Below are 19,961 nucleotides of genomic sequence, written 5' to 3'. Positions count from 1 at the left end.
TGTAGCTAAAAGCACAAAGAATGCCATTTTCATGGTCATTGAAATCAGACTGTCATACTGAAACAGCTAGGATAGGCCTCCACAAAAACCCTAACAACAAGGCATTACGAATAATCTAGAAAAAAAGGGACGGAATTCATCGCAAGGGTATCTGCTGAAATTCTCGCCCCGTAACGCCTGGTCGAGGCCAATAATTGTCATGAAAGCATCAACAAGAACGGCAATGATTATTGCCGCGTTATCATCTTCTGGAGCGGTCAGCGCCCAGCAAGCAACCACTATCGATGCCACACAGCTGCTGCTGGGATTCAGCCAGCTCAATAACAGTGAAGCAGGACGCCAACTGCTGATCGATGAGCTGGAAACCGGCATCGGCATCAACAACAACGCCTCCGCTACACAACGCGAACGCGCGATCAAGGACAACACCATTGCCGGCCTGGTGGGCTCGATCAGCAATGGGCTGTTGGTCTCCAATGCTCTCGGTACGCGGATGAACGATATCTATACCGCCAACAACAGTATTGACCCGACAACCTATACCGCGACGACCTTCTCGCCGCGCTTCGAGGAGCTGTTCAGTCAGGCCAATGCCATCACCATGCACGAATCCGGCTTCGCCAAGAATTTCTTTGCCAATGGTAGTGTCCACGGCGACCCCTCCGAACAGGCCACAGGCATCACGCTGCCGGAGGACGGTGAGTTCAATATCTACGACCTGGTGTTTCAACCCAGCGAAGAGAATCGCAACAGTGTCGGTAATTCACGTCCGGTGCAAGTAGCTCCGGACAGAATCCAGTCCTTTACCGCACCGGACTTCTTCGGCATTGAAACCGATAGCGCCACGGACATTCTGCCCACGGTAAAAGACAACGCCGCCTTTCCCAGCGGTCATACCGCTTTCGGCTATACCGCCACCTCGCTGTTCGCGCAGATGGTGCCTGAGCGCTTTCAGGAGTTTCTGCTACGCGGCGCGGAATACGGCAATAGCCGCGTCACGCTCGGCGTTCACCACCCGCTGGATGTGATCGGTGCACGGATCATGAGCACCTATACTCTGGCGCAGATCCTCAACAATAATCCGGCCTATCTGGGCCAACCAACGACCAGCCTATTCGGTACCCCCATTACCACCAGCGAAGACTTCCAGGCGCTGTTTACCGATGCTCAGGGTGACCTGCGTGAGCTGCTCGAAGCAGGCTGCGGCACCAGCATCGCCGAATGCGCTGCCGGCGATGCACCGAGTGACGAGGAAGCCACGCGTCTCAAGGCCGCCTATGAGTACAGCCTGACCTATGGCCTCGCCCCCATCGGGCCGACGGACCTGGCCCCGGTGGTCCCGGAAGGCGCCGAGGTACTATTGGCAACCCGCTTCCCTTATCTCGATGCCGAGCAGCGACGCGAGGTGCTGGCAACCACCGAGATCAAATCCGGTCATGCGTTGGACAACGGTAGCGGCTGGGCACGTCTTAATCTGTATGCGGCGGCGGATGGCTATGGCGCCTTCGATGACGACGTCACGGTCACCATGGATGCCTCACAGGGCGGCTTCAATGCCTTCGACAGCTGGGGCAATGACATCAGCGGCAACGGTCGCTTCGCCAAGGATGGCAGCGGCATACTCGAGCTGACCGGCAACAACAGCTTCGCGGGCGATACCCGCATTGCCGGAGGCACGCTGGTCATCAATGGCTTCCACGGCAACTCGGCAGTGAGTGTCGAAGACGGCGCGATGCTCGCTGGGTCAGGTACTATCGGTGGCTTACGTGCCAACTCCGGCGCTACCATCGCGCCCGGCAACTCCATCGGCACCACCCAGGTCGACGGTGATGTCCACTTTGCTCCCGGCGCGGTCTATGCCGTGGAAGTGGCTACCGACGGTCGCAGCGATCTGATCGACGCCAGTGGGGCTGCAACACTCGATGGCGGCGAGGTTCAGGTCTCGCTGGAGAACCGCAGCAACCTGCTGACCGAGCAGGAAGTCGAGAGTCTGCTGGGCCAGCACTACACCATTCTCAGCGCCAGCCAGGGTGTCAGCGGTGAGTTCGACAACGTGCAGCCCAACTATCTGTTCTATGGTACTCAGCTGGGCTACACACCGAATAGTGTCACCCTGAGCGTGGGTCGCAGCGATACGGCCTTTGCCGACATCGCCGAGACCGACAACCAGGCATCTGTGGCTGCCGCCGCCGAGTCTCTCGGCGCGGGTAACGCGATCCATGAAAGTCTTCTCGCCTCAAGTTCCCCTCAACAGGCCCGCCAGGCCTTCGACGCGCTATCCGGTCAGATTCATGCCGATACCGCCTCAGCACTGATCAACGACAGCCGTTATCTGCGTGATGCCATGAACGGCCGCCTACGGCAGGCCCAGGGCTTCGGTACGGCAACAGCCATCAAGACTCGCGGCAACGCCTGGGGCCAGGTATTGGGCATCTGGCAGGATGCTTCAGCTGATGGCAACGCTGCTGGCTTCGATAGCGACAGCCAGGGTTTCCTGCTGGGTTGGGATGGGATCATTGGTCAGCACGCCCACTTGGGTGTCGTCGCTGGTTATACCAGCACCGATCTCGATTCCGACCGCGCAGCCAGTGCCGAAAGTGACAACTACCATCTCGGCTTGTATGCCAGCCAACAACTGAATGCCCTCGCGCTGCGCGCGGGCGCAGGCTACAGCTGGCACCGTATCGAAACCTCGCGTTCGATCAACTACGGCGCTCAGCATGACAAAGCACACGACAAGTACGATGCCAATACCACCCAACTCTTCGCCGAAGCGGGCTATGCTGTCGATGCCGGAGCTCTGGAACTTGAACCTTTCGCCAACCTGGCCTGGATCGATTACCACAGCGATGAGATCCATGAGAATGGCGGAGCGGCGGCACTCGAGGGCGATAGCGACAATGACGCCACGCTCTCGACGCTGGGTCTGCGTGCGGCGACCCGCTGGCAAGCCGGTGAAACCACTTCTGTGGCCTTGCGCGGTGAGCTGGGTTGGCAACACCAATACGACAGCCTCGAACGCCACGCCGACCTGAACTTCTCCACCGGCGGCACGGTGTTCATGGTCGATAGCGTTCCCGGCTCGCGCGATGCCGCGGTCATCAAGTTGGGCACCGATGTCGCCGTCAACAAGGCGACGACACTGTCTCTCGACTATGGCGGCCTGTGGTCAGACAACTACGCCGACAACAGCGTTACAGCCAACCTCGAGTGGCGGTTCTGATTCGGCCTGCGCTGCTGAGCGACAGCAATGTTCCACGTGAAACATCCCCGGACCAGAACCGGTCCGGGGTTTCGTTTCGCCAGTCTCAGTCGGCGGACCAGCCGCTCTCCTCCATGGCCTTCTGCGTCAGAGCCATGACCTTCTGCAGTGCCGGGCGCTGCTCCAGCCCTTTGCAATAGGCTTCAAACTCTGGACGTTTCTCCAGGGTTCCGAAGCTCATGCCCCAGCGCAGGTGCGATCCGACATAGACATCCGCCGCAGAGAAGCGCTGACCGGCAATATACGACTTATCCTTCACTGCGCTGACCAGTGCTTCAATCACATGCTCCCAGGAGCCGTGCCCGAAAGAGACCTGCTGTTCCCGGGTCGGTTGATAGTCGATATTGCGCAAGGCGATGGCCAGCTCTACCGGCCCTGCTGCAAAGAACAGCCAGCGATAATAGTCACCGCGCTCGGCCAACGGCGGAGCCAATCCCGCTTCGGGAAAGGCGTCGGCCAGGTACGCGCAGATTGCAGCGGCTTCGGTGACCACCACGTCACCGTGACGAATGGCCGGTACCTTGCCCATGGGGTTGATGGCCAGATAGTCCGCCGACTTCATCTCATCCCCATAGGCGATGATTTCGGTGGTATAGGCGACACCCAGTTCTTCCAGCATCCAATGCACGATACCGCCGCGTGACAGGGGGTTGGTATAGAACACCAGCGGCTTTTCCATCTGACTTCTCCTGGCTTGGGTAGGGGCGCTTGGCTGGACGACATGCCCAGCTACCCAATCAGGATAGTGCGACCTGCTGTCAGTTTCTGTCAGCAGTCGCGGCGCTGACTCAGCGTATGACGCCACGCCTTGTGCAACGTATGGCGACGCTGCGGGTAGTGCTCATCGAGTATCTCGGCAGAGACGATACGGTCGACTCTGAAGTGGCGGAAGTCTTCGCGCAGCTCGCACCAGGCCGCGACCACACACACCGATTCGAAGAAGGCGATCACACAGGGCCACAGGGTTCTGCTTGTGGCGTTGCCCCCGACATCCTGGTACTCGATACGCAGCTTGCGCTCCTCGCGCACCGCCCGGTGCAGCAGACTCAGATCAACCGTGACGGGCAGACTGGCCCCCGCCCCCACCAGCAGCGCCGAGTCATCCATGCGCAGACGCAACTCGCCCGGTACCACGGCAGCCACCTTGGCCAGCACATCGCTGGCCGAGCCTGCCAACTCACCATCGGCCCGCTGCTCGACCCACTTAAGCCCCAGCGCCAGGGCATCGAGTTCGCTCTCGGAGAACATCAGCGGTGGCAGCAGCAAGCCCGGCTTGAGGATATAGCCAACCCCGGTCTCACCGTCGATATCCGCCCCCAGTGCCTTGAGCTCAGCAATATCGCGATACAAGGTACGTAGCGAGATGCCCAGCTCAGCCGCCAGCGCCTGTCCACTGACAGGAAAGCGATGACGGCGAAGGGTCTGCATCAGGATAAACAGCCGCGTGGTACGAGACATGACCGATAGCCCTCTGAACGTCTGATCGTATGCTCGGCAGGTGGGAACCAGAGACTGGAGAGGAAAATCAGCGACTATCGACAATCGCCGCGAGTATGTTTTCGGGAGAAATCAACTTGAGGCAGTTGGTATGCCCCAGTGGGCAAGTGCGCTCGAAACAGGGAGAACAGACCAGCGCCAGATAGTGTATCTGGGCGTTGTCGGTCAGCGGCGGCGTGTAGGACGGGCTGGAGGAACCGTAAATGGCCTGGATCCGGGTACCCACGGCGGCAGCGACATGCATCAACCCCGAGTCGTTGCTCACTACCTGCTGACAATCACCAAGCAGATCCACGGCATCCTCGAGCCGCGTCTCACCACAGAGGTTATAGGCATGCGACAGACCAGTGACGATTTCCTCCCCCGCCGAGTGATCCTTGGGTCCACCGAACACACGAACCTCAAAGCCCTGCTCAATCAACATTGCCGCCAGCCGATGGAAATAGGGCAATGGCCACTGCTTGGCTGGACCGTATTCGGCTCCCGGCATCATGCCAATCGCCGGGCGCGCTCCAAGCGAGTGAGTCTCGAGCAAGCGCGCCAGATTGTCAGGATCCCGGCGCAGCTCGGGGCGCGGAATCTCGAACTCGCCTGACTCGGCTTCCGTCCGGGAAGCCCCCAGCGACACGAAGCGTTTGACAGTCTGATCGAGCACCGAGCGATCCAGCCTGCGACGCTCGGTGAGCAGCACATAGCGCTGCTCGCCAGTAAAACCGACCCGCCTGGGTACTCCAGCGAAGAACGGCACCAACGCCGACTTCCAGGAGCGTGGCAGGATGATGGCGTGATCGTAGCGGCCATTCAGCGAACGGCCCAACCGGCGACGCGCGGCCATACCAAACTCGCCATGACCGGTCGCCAGCTCAATGACCTCATCAACCTCTTCCATGCGCTCGATGATCGGCCGCGACCAGGCAGGTGCCACCACCGCGATACTGACCGCACCACCCCGCTTGAGTGCCTTGAACAGGCTCTGGGCCATGACCATGTCACCCACCCAGCTCGGGCCAACCACCAACAGGCGTTGTCCGGTATAGAGGAGCGCATCTGCGGCGGGGGCAGTGGCCTCAGCCATTCAGCCACTCCAGATACTCGCGTACACCCTCGGAGACCGTACGGAATTCCTTGTCGTAGCCGACCTCACGCAGATGCGAGATATCGGCACGGGTGTAGCTCTGGTAACGGCCCTTGAGCTCATCGGGAAAATCGATGTAGTCGATGCGGCCCTGTACTCCACGATGAGCCGCGTAATAATCAATTACCGTTTCGCCGATGGTCTTGAACGGCTCGGCGCGGCCGGTGCCAAGGTTGAAGATACCGCTGGCCTCGGGGTTATCGAGGAACCACAGGTTGACGTTGACGACGTCGCCGACATAGACGAAATCACGGCTCTGCATGCCCGCCTCGTAGCCATCCCAGGCACCGAACAGACGCAGGTTCTCACCGGCACCGACCTGGGTGTGGTTGTGGTAGGCGACACTGGCCATCTTGCCCTTGTGCTGCTCTCGCGGCCCATAGACATTGAAGTAGCGGAACCCCGCCACCTGAATCTCGAAGCTGTCCTGACGCGAACGCACATACTGGTCGAACAACAGCTTGGAGTAGCCATACACATTGAGCGGCTTCTCGTGCTCCGGGGACTCGACAAACACTTCGCTGCCGCCATAGGTCGCGGCCGAAGACGCATACAGGAACGGAATTCCCTGTTGCTCGCAGAAGTGCAGCAGTTCCTTCGAGTAGCTGAAGTTGTTCTCGAGCATGAACTTGCCATCCCACTCGGTGGTATCCGAGCAGGCGCCTTCGTGGAAGATCGCCTCGATGGGGGGCAGCTGGTTCAGTTCACCACGCATGTGAGCCTTCACGCGGGCAAGGAACTCGTCCTTGTCCATGTAATCACCCAGGGTCAGGTCGGCGAGATTGACGAACTTGGTACCGTCCGTCATGTCGTCGACCACCAACACGTCCGTGCGGCCACGCTCGTTGAGTGCCTTGACCAGATTCGAGCCGATGAAGCCGGCACCGCCTGTTACTACAATCATGGAAACCCCCTGATCATGAGACACCTCCGCCACGGATATCAGCTCCTCGACTCGCTGCATCAGTCAGTTGGAGCCAGCAAAGCGCTTGCGGCAGGAGCATGTCCTCATATTGCGTACATCGGGTATGACCGGCCAATCGAGTGACAATTCACTCAATCCGCGGTGATCATCACCGTGCGCCTATAACCGAATTGCCTGTGATTGTATACTTGACGGCTCGTGAATTCATGGCCAACGGTGCTTCTCCACATGACTCAGTCAGCAAACCCGTCGACACCAGGCGTGACAACCTTTCAAGGGCTGATCCTCGCCCTGCAACAGTACTGGGCCGAACATGGCTGCGTCATCATGCAGCCGCTGGATATGGAAGTCGGTGCCGGTACCTTTCATCCGGCGACTTTCCTGCGTTCCATCGGACCGGAATCCTGGAACTCTGCCTACGTGCAGCCCTCTCGCCGCCCCACCGATGGCCGCTACGGTGAGAACCCCAACCGCCTGCAGCATTACTACCAGTTCCAGGTGGTAATGAAGCCATCCCCTGCCAATCTGCAGGAACTGTATCTGGGCTCTCTGGAGCGTCTCGGTATCGATCCGCTGGTGCATGATATCCGCTTCGTCGAGGACAACTGGGAGTCCCCTACCCTCGGCGCCTGGGGATTGGGTTGGGAAGTCTGGCTCAATGGCATGGAGGTGACGCAGTTCACCTATTTCCAGCAGGCAGGTGGTATCGAGTGCTTCCCGGTGACCGGCGAGCTGACCTATGGTCTCGAGCGTATCGCCATGTACCTGCAGGACGTCGACAGCGTCTATGATCTGGTATGGACCATCGCCCCGGATGGCACGCGCGTGACCTACGGTGATGTCTATCTACAGAACGAGCGCGAACAGTCGACCTACAACTTCGAGTATGCCGATGTCGAGGCACTGTTCCGCAACTTCGACCACCAGGAAAGTGAGTGCATCAAGCTGCTGGAAGCCAGGCTGCCGTTGCCCGCCTATGAACAGGTGCTCAAGGCGTCTCACACCTTCAACCTGCTCGATGCCCGTCACGCCATTTCGGTGACCGAACGCCAGCGCTACATCCTGCGCGTACGCACCATGGCCCGAGACGTGGCCCACGCCTATTACGATTCGCGCAAGGCTGCCGGCTTCCCGCTGGCCCCCGAAGCCCTGCGCCAGGAACTTCTGGCCGATGAAGCCGTTGCCGACCGATCCATTGCAGAACAGGGAGACGCATAAGCATGGCAGTCAACACGCTACTGGTCGAACTCGGCGTCGAAGAACTTCCGCCGAGCGCCCTCGATGCCCTGTCCGATGCCTTTGCTGACGGTATACGCCGCGGCCTGAACGACACTGGCGTCGACTTCGGCAATATCATCGCCTACGCCTCTCCCCGCCGCCTGGCGGTACGTGTCGAGGCGCTGGCCGACAAGCAGCCGGATCGCGAAGTCGAGAAGCGCGGCCCGGCCCTGGCGGCAGCCTTCAAGGATGGCCAGCCGACCAAAGCCGCCGAGGGCTTTGCGCGTTCCTGTGGTGTCAGCGTCGATCAGCTGATCCACCTGGAAACCGACAAGGGCACCTGGCTCGGCTACCGCGAACAGCAACAGGGTGAAGCCAGCGCCGCGCTGCTGCCCGAGATCATCAAGCGCTCCGTCGCCGCGCTGCCGGTGCCGAAGAACATGCGCTGGGGTGCGTCGCGCATCGAGTTCTCGCGCCCGGTTCACTGGCTGGTGGTGCTGTACGGCGATCAGGTCGTGGCGACGGAACTGCTGGGCCTGCAGGCCGGCCGTGAAACACGCGGCCACCGCTTCCACGCCCCCGCAGCCATCAATCTGGCCCATGCCGACGACTATCTCGCCGCACTGGAAGACGCCTGGGTTATCGCCGATCGAGACAAGCGTCGCGAGCGTATCCGTGAGCAGGTGCTGGCCGAAGCCGAACTGATGGAAGCCGAAGCGGTGATCGACGAAGACCTGCTCAAGGAAGTCAGCGGCCTGGTCGAATGGCCGGTGGCACTGACCGGCAGCTTCGATGAGCGCTTCCTCGAAGTCCCGGCGGAGTGTCTGGTGTCGTCGATGAAGGCCAACCAGAAGTACTTCCACCTGCTGGACGGGCACGGCAAGCTCAAGCCGGCCTTCATCACCATCTCCAATATCGACAGCCGCGAGCCGGAGCAGGTCATCGCCGGTAACGAGAAGGTGATTCGTCCACGCCTCGCCGATGCGGCCTTCTTCTACGAGACCGACCGCAAGCACAAACTCGCTGATCGCATTGATGGCCTCGGTAACGTAGTGTTCCAGAAGCAGTTGGGCACGCTTGCCGACAAGGCCACGCGCAGTGCTGCCATCGCCGCGCATATCGCCCAGCAGAACGGCAGCGACGAGAGCCGGGCGCGCCGTGCCGTGTCACTGGCCAAGTGCGACCTGGTCACCGAAATGGTCCTCGAATTCCCCGAGCTGCAGGGCATCATGGGCCGTTACTACGCCGAGCATGATGGCGAAGACCCCGAGGTTGCCCTGGCGCTGGAGGAGCAGTATCTGCCCCGCTTCGCCGGCGATGCGATTCCCGCGACCGCCACCGGCCAGGCACTGGCCCTCGCCGACCGCCTCGATACCCTGACCGGTATCTTCGGTATCGGCCAACGTCCCAGTGGTACCCGTGATCCCTTCGCCCTGCGTCGCGCCTCCATCGGCGTGCTGAATATCCTGATCAAGGGCGAGCTGGATCTCGATCTACGTGAGCTGCTGGAGCTGGCCATCGCTCAGCATTCCAACCTCCCCAAGACGGAAGGTCTGGTCGAGGAAGTGCTCAACTACATGTTGGACCGCTTCCGTGCCTGGGCTCAGGATGAAGGGATCAGCGCCGAGGTGTATCTGGCAGTACGTACACGCCCGGTCACCAAACCGCTGGACTTCGCTCGTCGACTACGCGCCGTACACACCTTCAGCAACCGTGAAGAAGCCGCCGCACTGGCCGCCGCCAACAAGCGTGTCTCCAATATCCTCGCCAAGCAGGAGCATGACGGCAGCACCCAGGTGGATGCTGGTTTGCTGTCAGAGGACGCCGAGAAGGCGCTGTACAGTGCGGTAATGGACTGCCAGCAACAGGTGGCGCCATTATTCGACAACGTGCGTTACAGCGACGCTCTGGACGTTCTCGCCAGCCTGCGTACTCCCGTAGATGCTTTCTTTGATCAGGTAATGGTCATGGCCGATGATGCCGCCGTGCGCAACAATCGTCTGGCGCTACTGGCCAGCCTGCAGGCATTGTTCCTCGAAGTCGCGGATATTGCCGAGCTGTAAGGGTGTGCGGCAGTCGCGTGGCTGCGTGCATGGCTGCAATAGGGAACTGAGCAGCAGCCAGTACGTAGACGCGCTCAGTGCTTCGCGCAAGAGAGACAAGGGCCGATCCATTGGATCGGCCCTTGTCGTTCCTACTTGCTGACAAGCTGGCATCAGCGATGAATGTCCGGCTGATGTTTCACGTGAAACCTTCGCGCCTCACCTTGCTCATCCATCACCACCACGACCTTGCCCAACGCCTGTGGACGATGCACCAGCGCCTGCTGGATATCCTCGGGAGCAAAGGACTCAGCAATGCTCGGCCGCATCTGGTGAGCTCGCATAAATGCCAGCAGCTCCTCGAAATGACGTCGGCTCCCCACGCTGATACCTTCCAGACGCAACAGTCCCTTCAACAAGGGACCAACCAGATCACCATGCACATGGCTGTCATCGAGGAAGCCAACAACCGCGACCCGACCACCTGTGGCCATCGCCGGCAACACCAATGACATCAGGGTATCGCCTCCGGCGACCTCCACCGCCAGATCGACGCCCCTTCCCCCGGTAAACCACATGATCCTTTCCAGCCGCGTAGCGGTATCACCTGGCCCGATCACGGCTTCAGCTCCACATTGCTGCAGCTCGGACGCCAAGTGCTGTCGCGACGTCAGCACAATGGGCCGAGCACCGGCCTGAGCCGCCAGCTGCAGTGCCATCAACGATACATTGCCGCTGCCTTCGATCAGCACGAACCTGTCCTGAAGGGCGGAAATGTCACCCAAAGCATGCCACGCCGTCACCCCGGAAATCGCCAGGCTGGCCGCCTGCTCAAAGCTCCAGCCCTCCGGCACCGGCAGCAGTGCGTTGGCCGGCATGATGACCTCTTCCGCCAACCAACCATCCAGCGGACCACCAACCTTGCTGTCATGGAAGGATGGCTCGAAGGCACCATCCAACCAGGCGCTGGTGTAATGCCCCAGTACTCGGTCACCGAGCTTAAGTCGAGATGTGTCCCTACCAACCTCCGTGACCACTCCTGCTCCCTCCGATAGTGGCACATAGGGGCGAGGCATCTGTGGCAGATAGTCCCCGATGGCCAGCGCATAGTCACGATAGTTGATGGCTGCCGCCGCGACCTTGACGCGAACTTCGTCGGCCGCCAGCGCGCGACGCGGCCTCATCACCCGACGTATTCCATCAAGGCCCGATGTGCGAGACTCATAGGCCCAGGTACGTTGCTCGTTCATGGGTTTGCTTCTCCTCCAGAAGAGTGGTTATCCGCGGAGTTTCTGGAGACATGATCTCGCTAGCGCCGGCGTACCACTATCGAAAGTCCCTCGACACAGTGTTGTGTCAGGCGCAACAATGCATCACTCCCCGACTTGTCGGAGCTGTTATGCGCTACCCCGTCCATGGCATTACCCTCGACGACATGGTCACGCTCGCGGAAGTGGCGCGATTACGATCTCTCAGTCAGGCTGCGCGTCAGTTGCACCTCTCGACCGGAGCCGTCAGCCGACGCATCGACAATCTAGAGCAACGCCTTGGCGTACGGTTGCTACATCGCTCGACTCGTCTTGTCGCGCTGACGACTGAAGGCAGCCAGTACCTCAGCGAGATACTGCCAGCTCTCGATGCCATAGCGATGGCGGGAGATCGACTAGGCGAAGGTAACCAGCAGATACGCGGAAACATCCGCGCAGTATTCCCGGTCAACTATGGTCGTTTATATATTGCGCCCCACCTGGCCGAGTTTCTGCTGCGTCATCCGCAGGTTCGTCTGGAAGCTATTTTCGACGACAACTTCAATGACATTCCCGGCGAAGGGCTCGACCTCGCGGTGCGCATAGGTCAGTTGGAAGACTCACGCCTGGTCGCTCGACGCATCGCCACCGATAGTCGTGTACTCGTGGCGTCCGCAAATTATCTGGACAAGCATGGCACGCCGGTCCATCCCACGGATCTGCTGCATCACAACTGCCTGCATTACACTCACTTTCGCGGTCCTCAACGTTGGCACCTGCAGCGCAATGGCGAACGCCTGTCGATTGCTGTCGATGGCAACCTACGAGCCGACTATGGTCTGGCGTTGACCATGGCAGCGGAAGGTGGCTTGGGGATTGTGCAGACAGCACGCTCGATCATTCATGACGCTCTCGCCGACGGCCGACTCTGTGAGGTGTTGTGTGACTGGTCGCTACCGGATATCGGCGTGCATGCCGTAACGCCCTCTCGGGAGGTGCCGGCCCGCGTCAAGGCGCTGATCGACTTCCTCGCGGAGCGACTCCCTGATGCCTGAAGGCGTGCTCACGATCAAACGCAGCTGGGTCCAACAGCTGCTTCGACATGTGGCAGGATTGTTTCACGTGGAACATCACCCTAAACTTTCCGTGCGCCCCGAAACCTGGTATTCCAAACCGAGTGAGATATATCCATAAGAGCCATAGCACTTTGGAACATCAGACTGCGGTCATCATCCACCAACCACGATGTCATCATGCCCCCAATCAAACTCGTTATTCTTGATCGCGATGGCGTGATCAATCAGGACTCCGATGAGTACGTAAAGTCTCTGCAGGAATGGATTCCCTACCCTGCTTCGATTACGGCCATGGCTCGACTGAGTCAAGCCGGATGGAAGGTCGCCGTGGCCACCAACCAATCCGGTATCGGCCGTGGATTCTATGACGAAGCCACTCTAGCTGCTATGCATGAGCGCATGTCGAGTCTAGTCGAAGCTGCCGGTGGTCATATCGATCATATTGCCTGGTGCCCGCATGTATCAGAGGACAACTGCGATTGCCGCAAGCCATTGCCGGGATTGCTGAAACAGGTCGGTGAGGCGCTGGGTATGCCGAGTCTGGCAGGAAGCTGGATGGTCGGCGATAGCCTTCGCGACCTGCAGGCAGGTGATGCCGTGGGCTGCCACCTCGCGCTGGTTCGCACCGGAAAGGGCGAAAGAACGCTTGCTGAATATCCTGAACTGAATGCCGACGATAACCCTACCCGTGTTTTCGATGACCTAATCGCCTTTGTCGATTGGCTGCTGAAGACAGGCATGTCGATAGCTGACGAGGGCAGTGACAAGGACAGTGGGGCCTGACAACAGTCACACAAAAGCGCGCCGATGTTTCACGTGGAACATCATCATTGGCACGCACGCCCCGACATGAATGTAGCAGCACAGCAAAACACAGCCATACAGACAGAAAGCACAACAACCGGGCGCGTGGAACTTCTCAAACGAGCCACCAACCAAAAAAAATCCCGACCAGCATCATATGCACTGATCGGGATTTTTTGCCGTCAGGAGAAATGTTCCACGTGAAACATCCTCTCTGAATCACGCATTACACGTCGAGGTTGGCCACCAGAGCATTACGCTCGATAAAGTCACGGCGCGGCTCGACTTCATCACCCATCAAGGTGTTGAACATCATATCGGCAGCCACCGCATCTTCGATGGTGACACGCAGCATGCGGCGTGTATTAGGGTCCATGGTGGTTTCCCACAACTGGTCCGGATTCATCTCGCCCAGCCCCTTGTAGCGCTGGATCGACAAACCACGCTGCGCTTCGGTCATTAGCCAATCCAAGGCTTCATAGAAGGTGCTGATCGGCTTCTGACGTTCGCCACGCGCGATATACGCGCCCTCTTCCAGCAGCCCTTCCAGCGTTTCACCGAGCGCTGCCATCGCCCGATAATCGGCGCTGGTGAAGAAATCCAGACCCCAGACGTAATCAGTAGTGACACCGTGAGCTATCAGGGTGACAGCGGGCAGGAAGAAACCCCGCTCGCTATCTTCCTGCAGCGAGAAGGTGTAGCGCGGACCGCCCTCGTAGGCGACCAGATCGTCCATTGCCTTCTGCAGGTATTCAATCCATTGCTGCATGGTGCCACGGTCCTTGAGGCTTGCTTCACCATCAAGCCCAGCAGCATGCACGATTTTACGCAGCACTTCGTTCGGATAAACGCGCGACAGACGATCAATGCGCCTCTCTACATCACGGTACTGCTTGACGAGACTTTCGAGCTGCGCACCACTGATCCCCGGAGCATCAGCATTGACACACAAACGCGCACCATCCAGCGCGGTAGTGGTCAAATAGTCGGTCATTGCCTGCTCATCCTTGAGATAGCTTTCCTGCTTACCACGCTTGATCTTGTACAGCGGAGGCTGAGCAATGAACACATGACCACGCTCGATCAGTACCGACATCTGACGGAAGAAGAAGGTCAACAACAGCGTACGAATATGCGAACCGTCAACATCGGCATCAGTCATGATGATGATCGAGTGGTAACGCAACTTGTCAGGATTGAACTCCTCGCGACCGATACCACAGCCTAGTGCGGTAATCAGCGTACCAACCTCTGCAGAAGACAGCATCTTGTCGAAGCGCGCCTTCTCGACGTTGAGAATCTTGCCCTTGAGCGGCAGAATCGCCTGGGTGCGACGATCACGGCCCTGCTTGGCACTACCACCGGCCGAATCACCCTCCACCAGGTAGAGTTCGGAAAGGCTGGGATCCTTCTCCTGGCAGTCCGCCAATTTACCCGGCAGGCCGGCGATGTCGAGGGCACCTTTACGACGCGTCATATCACGCGCCTTGCGCGCCGCTTCACGGGCACGTGCAGCATCGAGCATCTTGTTGACGATCGACTTCGCCTCATTGGGCTTCTCGACCAGATACTCGGCAAAAAGCCTGCCAAGCTCCTGTTCTACAGCGGTTTTTACCTCTGAGGAAACAAGCTTGTCCTTGGTCTGCGAGGAGAACTTGGGATCAGGTACCTTGACCGAGATGATCGCCGTCAAACCTTCACGGGCGTCATCACCCGAGGTGGCAACCTTGGTCTTCTTCAACAATCCTTCTGTCTCAATGTAATTATTGAGAGTACGCGTCAGCGCAGCACGGAAGCCCGCCAGGTGTGTACCACCGTCACGCTGGGGGATGTTGTTGGTGTAGCAGAAGATGTTCTCGGAGAAGGTATCGTTCCACTGCATGGCGACTTCCACCGCCACACCGTCTTCACGCTCAGCGTTGAAGTGAAAAACCGGGTTGAGCACCGTCTTGTTGGTGTTCAAATGGTCGACGAAGGCCTTCAAACCGCCGTCATAGTGGAACAGTTCTTCCTTGCCACTTCGCTCATCGAAAAGACGAATGGCCACACCTGAGTTGAGGAACGACAGCTCGCGTAGACGCTTGGCGAGAATGTCGTAGTGAAACTCGATGTTGGCAAAAGTCTCCGTCGAAGGACGGAAATGGACTCGAGACCCGGTCTGTTCGGTTTGACCAACCACAGACAACGGAGCCTGGGGCTCACCATGACGATAGATCTGCTCGTGCACCTGGCCAGCACGCCAGATGGTCAGCTTGAGCTCCTCAGACAGCGCGTTGACCACCGAAACACCTACGCCGTGCAGGCCACCTGATACCTTGTAGGAGTTGTCATCGAACTTACCCCCGGCGTGCAGCACCGTCATGATAACTTCGGCTGCCGAAACACCCTCTTCTTCATGAATATCGGTGGGAATGCCACGACCGTTATCACTGACGGTAATCGACTCATCAGGGTGAATGATCACCTTGATCTCGCTGCAGTGTCCGGCCAGGGCTTCGTCGATGGAGTTATCCACCAGTTCGAAGACCATATGATGCAGGCCAGTACCGTCATCGGTGTCGCCGATATACATCCCGGGCCGCTTGCGTACGGCATCCAGGCCTTTCAGTACCTTGATGCTCGTTGAGTCGTAAGCCTGTTCGCTCATTGACCGCTCCGTCATGACGTCTGTCTGTCTATTGCCTGCAGCTGTCCTGCTCCTTCGGCATCATGTTTCACGTGAAACATTGCCACCGGAGTCGTGTCTTGCCACAGGTTGGCCAGCACTTCGTGATCCACGCTGGTGATAAAGGCCTGGCACTGCATCCTTTCCAGCCATTGGCAGAATACCGCGCGATGTGTGCGGTCCAACTCCGCTGGAAGGTCATCGATCAGGTAGAGGCAGGTTCGCCCCGTGGTGCGTTCCAGCAATCGTCCCTGTGCCAGCTTCAATGCGCTCACGACGAGCTTCTGCTGTCCTCGTGAAAGCACTTCCACTGCTGGCCGTTTGTTCAAGCGAATGCCTAGATCCGCCCTTTGTGGGCCCTGTTGGGTGAATCCCATCTGACGATCCGTATCACGCGCCTGATGCAAAACGTCTGCCAGCTCACGTTGGCGGTCCCAGCCTCGCGAGTAACGCAACCGCAACCCCGGCATGGAGATCAATCCCTCCAGAGTTTCCTCAAATACCGGCAGAAAGGCTTCCACCCACTCAGCCCTCAGCTCGTCGAGCCGATTACCCCATTGAGCCAATTCATGCTCCCAGACGTTCAATGAGGCATCGTCCATTCTACCATGTCTGAGCAATGCATTCCGATGTTTCAGCGCACGCCTGAAACGCTGCCAGGCGCCAATGAAGTCATGTTTCACGTGAAACACACCCCAATCGAGAAACTCACGACGACCCGCCGGCGGCCCTTCAAGCAGACGAAAGGCATCGGGATTGATCAGCTGCATTGGTAGCGTCTCTACAAGGTCCGCAATCCGCTCCACCTTTTCACCGGAGACCTTCATCAGCAGGTCGCTGTGATCCCGCTGACGACGGATACCAATAGTGGTGGGAGGGTCCGTCGATAGACGACCGTGGAGCGTCACTGCATCAGCATCGTGAGTAATCACCTGGGGCAAGCGCCGGGCCCGAAAGGAACGCCCCATGCCGAGGATATGGATACCCTCAAGCAGACTGGTCTTGCCGCTGCCGTTGGCACCAGAGATCAAATTGATTCGTGGCCCTGGAGAAACATCAAGGGCCTGCAAATTACGCAGGCCCTGGAATACTAGGCGCTCGATCGGCATATAGTTTTCGTCTTGATAACCTTGGCTCCGATAACTCTGGCCCCGATATCCCTGCCCCAATAACCCAAACCTCAATCGCAGCGAGGAAAATTGGCTGTCATGTTACAGGCGCATCGGCATGACAACATAGAGCGCATCACCACCACCCGGCTCTTCCATCAGCGCACTGCTGTTGGGATCGCCAAGGGTCATCTGCACTCGATCCTCGTCCACCGCGTTGAGTACATCGATCAGGTAGCCGACGTTGAAGCCGATTTCCATCGCGGCACCGCTGTATTCGATGGCAATATTCTCCTCCGCTTCCTCCTGCTCAGGGTTGTTGGCCATGACCTTGAGGTTGCCTTCCTCGAGGTGCAGGCGCACACCACGATACTTCTCATTGGAGAGGATGGCGGTACGCGACAGGACCTGACGCAGCTCGGAACGCTCAGCAAGGAAAACCTTGTCACCGCCACGCGGCACTACGCGCTCATAGTCGGGGAACTTTCCGTCGACCAGCTTGGAGGTAAAGGTAAAGTCACCGGTATGAGCACGCAGGTGCGTCGAACCCAGTGTCAGGCTGACAGGTTCCTCGGAATCATCCAGCAGGCGCACCAGTTCCAACACCCCCTTGCGCGGCACGATCAGCTTCTGCGATGCCTCTACCTGAATCTCGACCGGACGTGAGCACACCGCGAGGCGGTGGCCATCGGTAGCCACCGAACGCACCAGGTTGGGGGCAAACTCCAACAGCAAACCGTTGAGGTAGTAGCGCACGTCCTGCTGGGCCATGGCAAAGGAAGTAGCATCGATAAGGTGCTTGAGCGTACCACGCGGCAAAGCCAGCTCGACGCTCTTCTGACCATCCTCGATATTGGGGAACTCGGCGACCGGTAAGGTCGACAGCGTGAAGCGCGAGCGTCCACTGCGCAGCACAGCTCGCCCCTCTTCCAATGACAGCTGAATCTCCGACTGATCCGGCAGCGATTTGCAGATATCCATCAACTTGCGCGCCGGGACGGTGATGGCTCCTGTCTCCTCGACGTCGCTGGCCACAGTCCTGCCAACGAGCTCGACCTCCAGATCAGTACCGGTCAGCGCGACCTCGTCCTGCTCGACCTTGATCAAAACATTGGAGAGCACCGGCAAGGTCTGGCGGCGCTCCACGACGCCAGCGACCAGCGTAAGTGGGCGCAGCAGTGCTTCTCTGGAGATGGAAAATTTCATGACGGCTCCACTTCTTGTCCTGGAAGGGGTTGAAACTAATGACCCCAACTGTGGTGTATCGTTTGGGATCCTGATCAGCTGGTCAACAGCCGCAACAGATTCTTGTAGTCTTCACGAATATCGGCACTTTCTTCCTGCAATGACTGAACCTTGCGGCAAGCATGCAGCACGGTGGTATGGTCACGCCCACCGAAGGCATCACCGATCTCCGGAAGACTGTGATTGGTCAGTTCCTTGGCCAACGCCATGGCGACCTGACGGGGACGTGCTACAGAGCGAGAGCGGCGCTTGGAAAGCAGATCCGCCAACTTGATCTTGTAGTACTCCGCCACGGTACGCTGAATGTTATCCACCCCCACCTGCTTATCCTGCAAGGCCAACAGGTCCTTGAGTGACTCGCGGATGAAGTCCTGTGTGATCGGCTTGCCCATGAAGTGCGAGTCAGCAATCACCTTTTTCAGGGCACCTTCCAATTCACGCACATTGGAGCGAATCTTCTGGGCGATGAAGAAAGCTGCATCATGCGGCAGGTCGACCCTGGCCTGGTCGGCCTTCTTCATAAGGATCGCGACACGTGTCTCCAGCTCGGGAGGCTCAATGGCAACTGTCAGTCCCCAACCGAAGCGCGACTTGAGACGCTCCTCGACACCACTGATTTCCTTAGGGTAACGATCCGAGGTCAGAATCATCTGCTGGCCCCCTTCAAGCAAGGCATTGAAGGTGTGGAAGAACTCCTCCTGGGAGCGCTCCTTGCCAGCAAAGAACTGAATGTCATCGATCAAAAGCGCATCAACACTACGGTAGAAGCGCTTGAAGTCATTGATGGCATTGAGCTGTAACGCCTTGACCATATCGGCTACAAAACGCTCGGAGTGCAGATACACCACCCTCGCGTTCTCTCGGCGCCCGGCCAACGCATTACCCACAGCATGCATCAGGTGGGTCTTACCGAGGCCCACACCACCATAGAGGAACAGAGGATTGTAGGCTCCACCGGGGTTTTCCGACACCTGGCGAGATGCAGCACGTGCCAACTGGTTTGACTTACCTTCGACGAAAGTTTCGAAGGTAAAATTGGGATTGAGACCACTGGAGTGCTTGAGACTGCCCTCCACCTGCACCTGACGCTCGCCACTGGGCGGACGAGTGGGTACAGGGCCTTCTCCTTCCTCACGCAGGCGATCAATCTCGCGCTCATCCGCCACATCCCCTCGGGGAGGCGTGCGCACAGCAGGAGCCCGCGTCGGTGCAGCCGACACGGGGTTTCCGAGATCACGAGTCTGAGGGGCTGGGGCCGCAGCACGCCGACTGCCTACCACCAGCAGAACCTTGGGCGGTTTGGCAGGCGCAAGCTCACGCATCAGCTCACTGATACGCTTGGCGTACTTGTCGTTGACCCAGTCACGCACAAACCGGTTTGGCGCCAACAGCCGCAGCTGATTGGCCTCCTCTTCCGCCTGAAGCGGTCGGATCCAGGTGTTGAACTGTTGCGAACTCAGTTCATCCTGAAGGGTTTCCAGACATTGTTGCCAAAGAGCGAGCGACACACGAGCTACCTTGATTGGAAGAGCGACCGCATATTGTATCGCCCCAGAGACGAGTTATCCACACGACAGAAGGGCTGTCTGAGTACTGTGGAAAACCAGTCGGAAACTACCCACAACGACTGGGGACAAACCAAGGATGATTTCAGGCCTGTGGATAATGATGCGCTTTCCGCACAGCTCATCAACCGTCCTCCCACCTGTGTTCAACGTTTTTCCCACACTTTTATG

At 58.7% G+C, this 19,961-nt stretch carries 14 protein-coding genes; 5 read left to right on the top strand and 9 right to left on the bottom strand.

Going from position 1 to position 19,961, the window contains the following annotated elements:
- The first annotated feature begins 199 nt into the window (after positions 1 to 199).
- Complete coding sequence (locus tag AR456_RS00070; RefSeq protein WP_081694673.1) at positions 200 to 3,223, top strand: autotransporter outer membrane beta-barrel domain-containing protein; 3,024 nt, start codon at positions 200 to 202, stop codon at positions 3,221 to 3,223.
- A gap of 85 nt (positions 3,224 to 3,308) precedes the next feature.
- Here the strand turns inward: AR456_RS00070 and AR456_RS00065 are convergent, their stop codons facing one another.
- The 4 genes from AR456_RS00065 to rfaD form a co-directional block, all read right to left on the bottom strand.
- The gene (locus AR456_RS00065) at positions 3,309 to 3,941 is read right to left on the bottom strand and encodes a glutathione S-transferase family protein (protein ID WP_021819535.1); all 633 of its coding nucleotides are present in this window, start codon (positions 3,939 to 3,941) and stop codon (positions 3,309 to 3,311) included.
- Positions 3,942 to 4,030: 89 nt separating this feature from the next.
- On the bottom strand, positions 4,031 to 4,720 hold the full coding sequence (locus AR456_RS00060) for a helix-turn-helix transcriptional regulator (protein ID WP_021819534.1): 690 nt from the start codon (positions 4,718 to 4,720) through the stop codon (positions 4,031 to 4,033).
- A 67-nt stretch (positions 4,721 to 4,787) separates the two neighbouring features.
- Positions 4,788 to 5,834 (bottom strand): lipopolysaccharide heptosyltransferase II, encoded by a 1,047-nt coding sequence (gene waaF / locus AR456_RS00055; RefSeq protein WP_021819533.1) that lies wholly within the window; start codon positions 5,832 to 5,834, stop codon positions 4,788 to 4,790.
- Complete coding sequence (rfaD, locus tag AR456_RS00050; RefSeq protein WP_031208192.1) at positions 5,827 to 6,798, bottom strand: ADP-glyceromanno-heptose 6-epimerase; 972 nt, start codon at positions 6,796 to 6,798, stop codon at positions 5,827 to 5,829. Before rfaD ends, waaF begins: the two co-directional genes overlap by 8 nt.
- Positions 6,799 to 7,047: 249 nt before the next feature.
- Here rfaD and glyQ point away from each other — a divergent pair, with 249 nt between their 5' ends.
- On the top strand, positions 7,048 to 8,037 hold the full coding sequence (gene glyQ / locus AR456_RS00045; protein WP_021819531.1) for a glycine--tRNA ligase subunit alpha: 990 nt from the start codon (positions 7,048 to 7,050) through the stop codon (positions 8,035 to 8,037).
- A 2-nt stretch (positions 8,038 to 8,039) separates the two neighbouring features.
- Entirely contained in the window at positions 8,040 to 10,100 is a 2,061-nt protein-coding gene (glyS, locus tag AR456_RS00040) for a glycine--tRNA ligase subunit beta (protein WP_021819530.1), read from the top strand.
- Between the two features lie 152 nt (positions 10,101 to 10,252).
- Here glyS and AR456_RS00035 read toward each other — a convergent pair whose 3' ends face one another.
- Positions 10,253 to 11,329, bottom strand: a complete 1,077-nt coding sequence (locus AR456_RS00035) for a zinc-dependent alcohol dehydrogenase family protein (protein ID WP_021819529.1) — start codon at positions 11,327 to 11,329, stop codon at positions 10,253 to 10,255.
- 149 nt (positions 11,330 to 11,478) lie between these two features.
- Here AR456_RS00035 and AR456_RS21195 point away from each other — a divergent pair, with 149 nt between their 5' ends.
- Together AR456_RS21195 and gmhB are read left to right on the top strand one after the other, a co-directional pair.
- Positions 11,479 to 12,381, top strand: coding sequence for a LysR family transcriptional regulator (locus AR456_RS21195; protein WP_021819528.1), 903 nt, complete (start codon positions 11,479 to 11,481; stop codon positions 12,379 to 12,381).
- Between the two features lie 198 nt (positions 12,382 to 12,579).
- A complete protein-coding gene (gmhB, locus tag AR456_RS00025) occupies positions 12,580 to 13,185 on the top strand; it encodes a D-glycero-beta-D-manno-heptose 1,7-bisphosphate 7-phosphatase (protein ID WP_021819527.1) in 606 nt (201 codons plus the stop codon).
- Between the two features lie 247 nt (positions 13,186 to 13,432).
- Here the strand turns inward: gmhB and gyrB are convergent, their stop codons facing one another.
- The 4 genes from gyrB to dnaA form a co-directional block, all read right to left on the bottom strand.
- A complete protein-coding gene (gyrB, locus tag AR456_RS00020) occupies positions 13,433 to 15,853 on the bottom strand; it encodes a DNA topoisomerase (ATP-hydrolyzing) subunit B (RefSeq protein WP_021819526.1) in 2,421 nt (806 codons plus the stop codon).
- Positions 15,854 to 15,864: 11 nt separating this feature from the next.
- On the bottom strand, positions 15,865 to 16,980 hold the full coding sequence (gene recF / locus AR456_RS00015; RefSeq protein ID WP_021819525.1) for a DNA replication/repair protein RecF: 1,116 nt from the start codon (positions 16,978 to 16,980) through the stop codon (positions 15,865 to 15,867).
- 102 nt (positions 16,981 to 17,082) lie between these two features.
- Positions 17,083 to 18,186, bottom strand: a complete 1,104-nt coding sequence (dnaN, locus tag AR456_RS00010) for a DNA polymerase III subunit beta (RefSeq protein WP_021819524.1) — start codon at positions 18,184 to 18,186, stop codon at positions 17,083 to 17,085.
- Positions 18,187 to 18,260: 74 nt separating this feature from the next.
- The gene (gene dnaA / locus AR456_RS00005; RefSeq protein ID WP_021819523.1) at positions 18,261 to 19,733 is read right to left on the bottom strand and encodes a chromosomal replication initiator protein DnaA; all 1,473 of its coding nucleotides are present in this window, start codon (positions 19,731 to 19,733) and stop codon (positions 18,261 to 18,263) included.
- Positions 19,734 to 19,961: the final 228 nt, after the last annotated feature.

The organism is Halomonas huangheensis (assembly GCF_001431725.1).
Taxonomy (GTDB): Bacteria; Pseudomonadota; Gammaproteobacteria; order Pseudomonadales; family Halomonadaceae; genus Halomonas; species Halomonas huangheensis.
The sequence above is the reverse complement of the archived record's forward strand: the minus strand, read 5'-3'. Positions and strand labels throughout refer to the sequence as shown.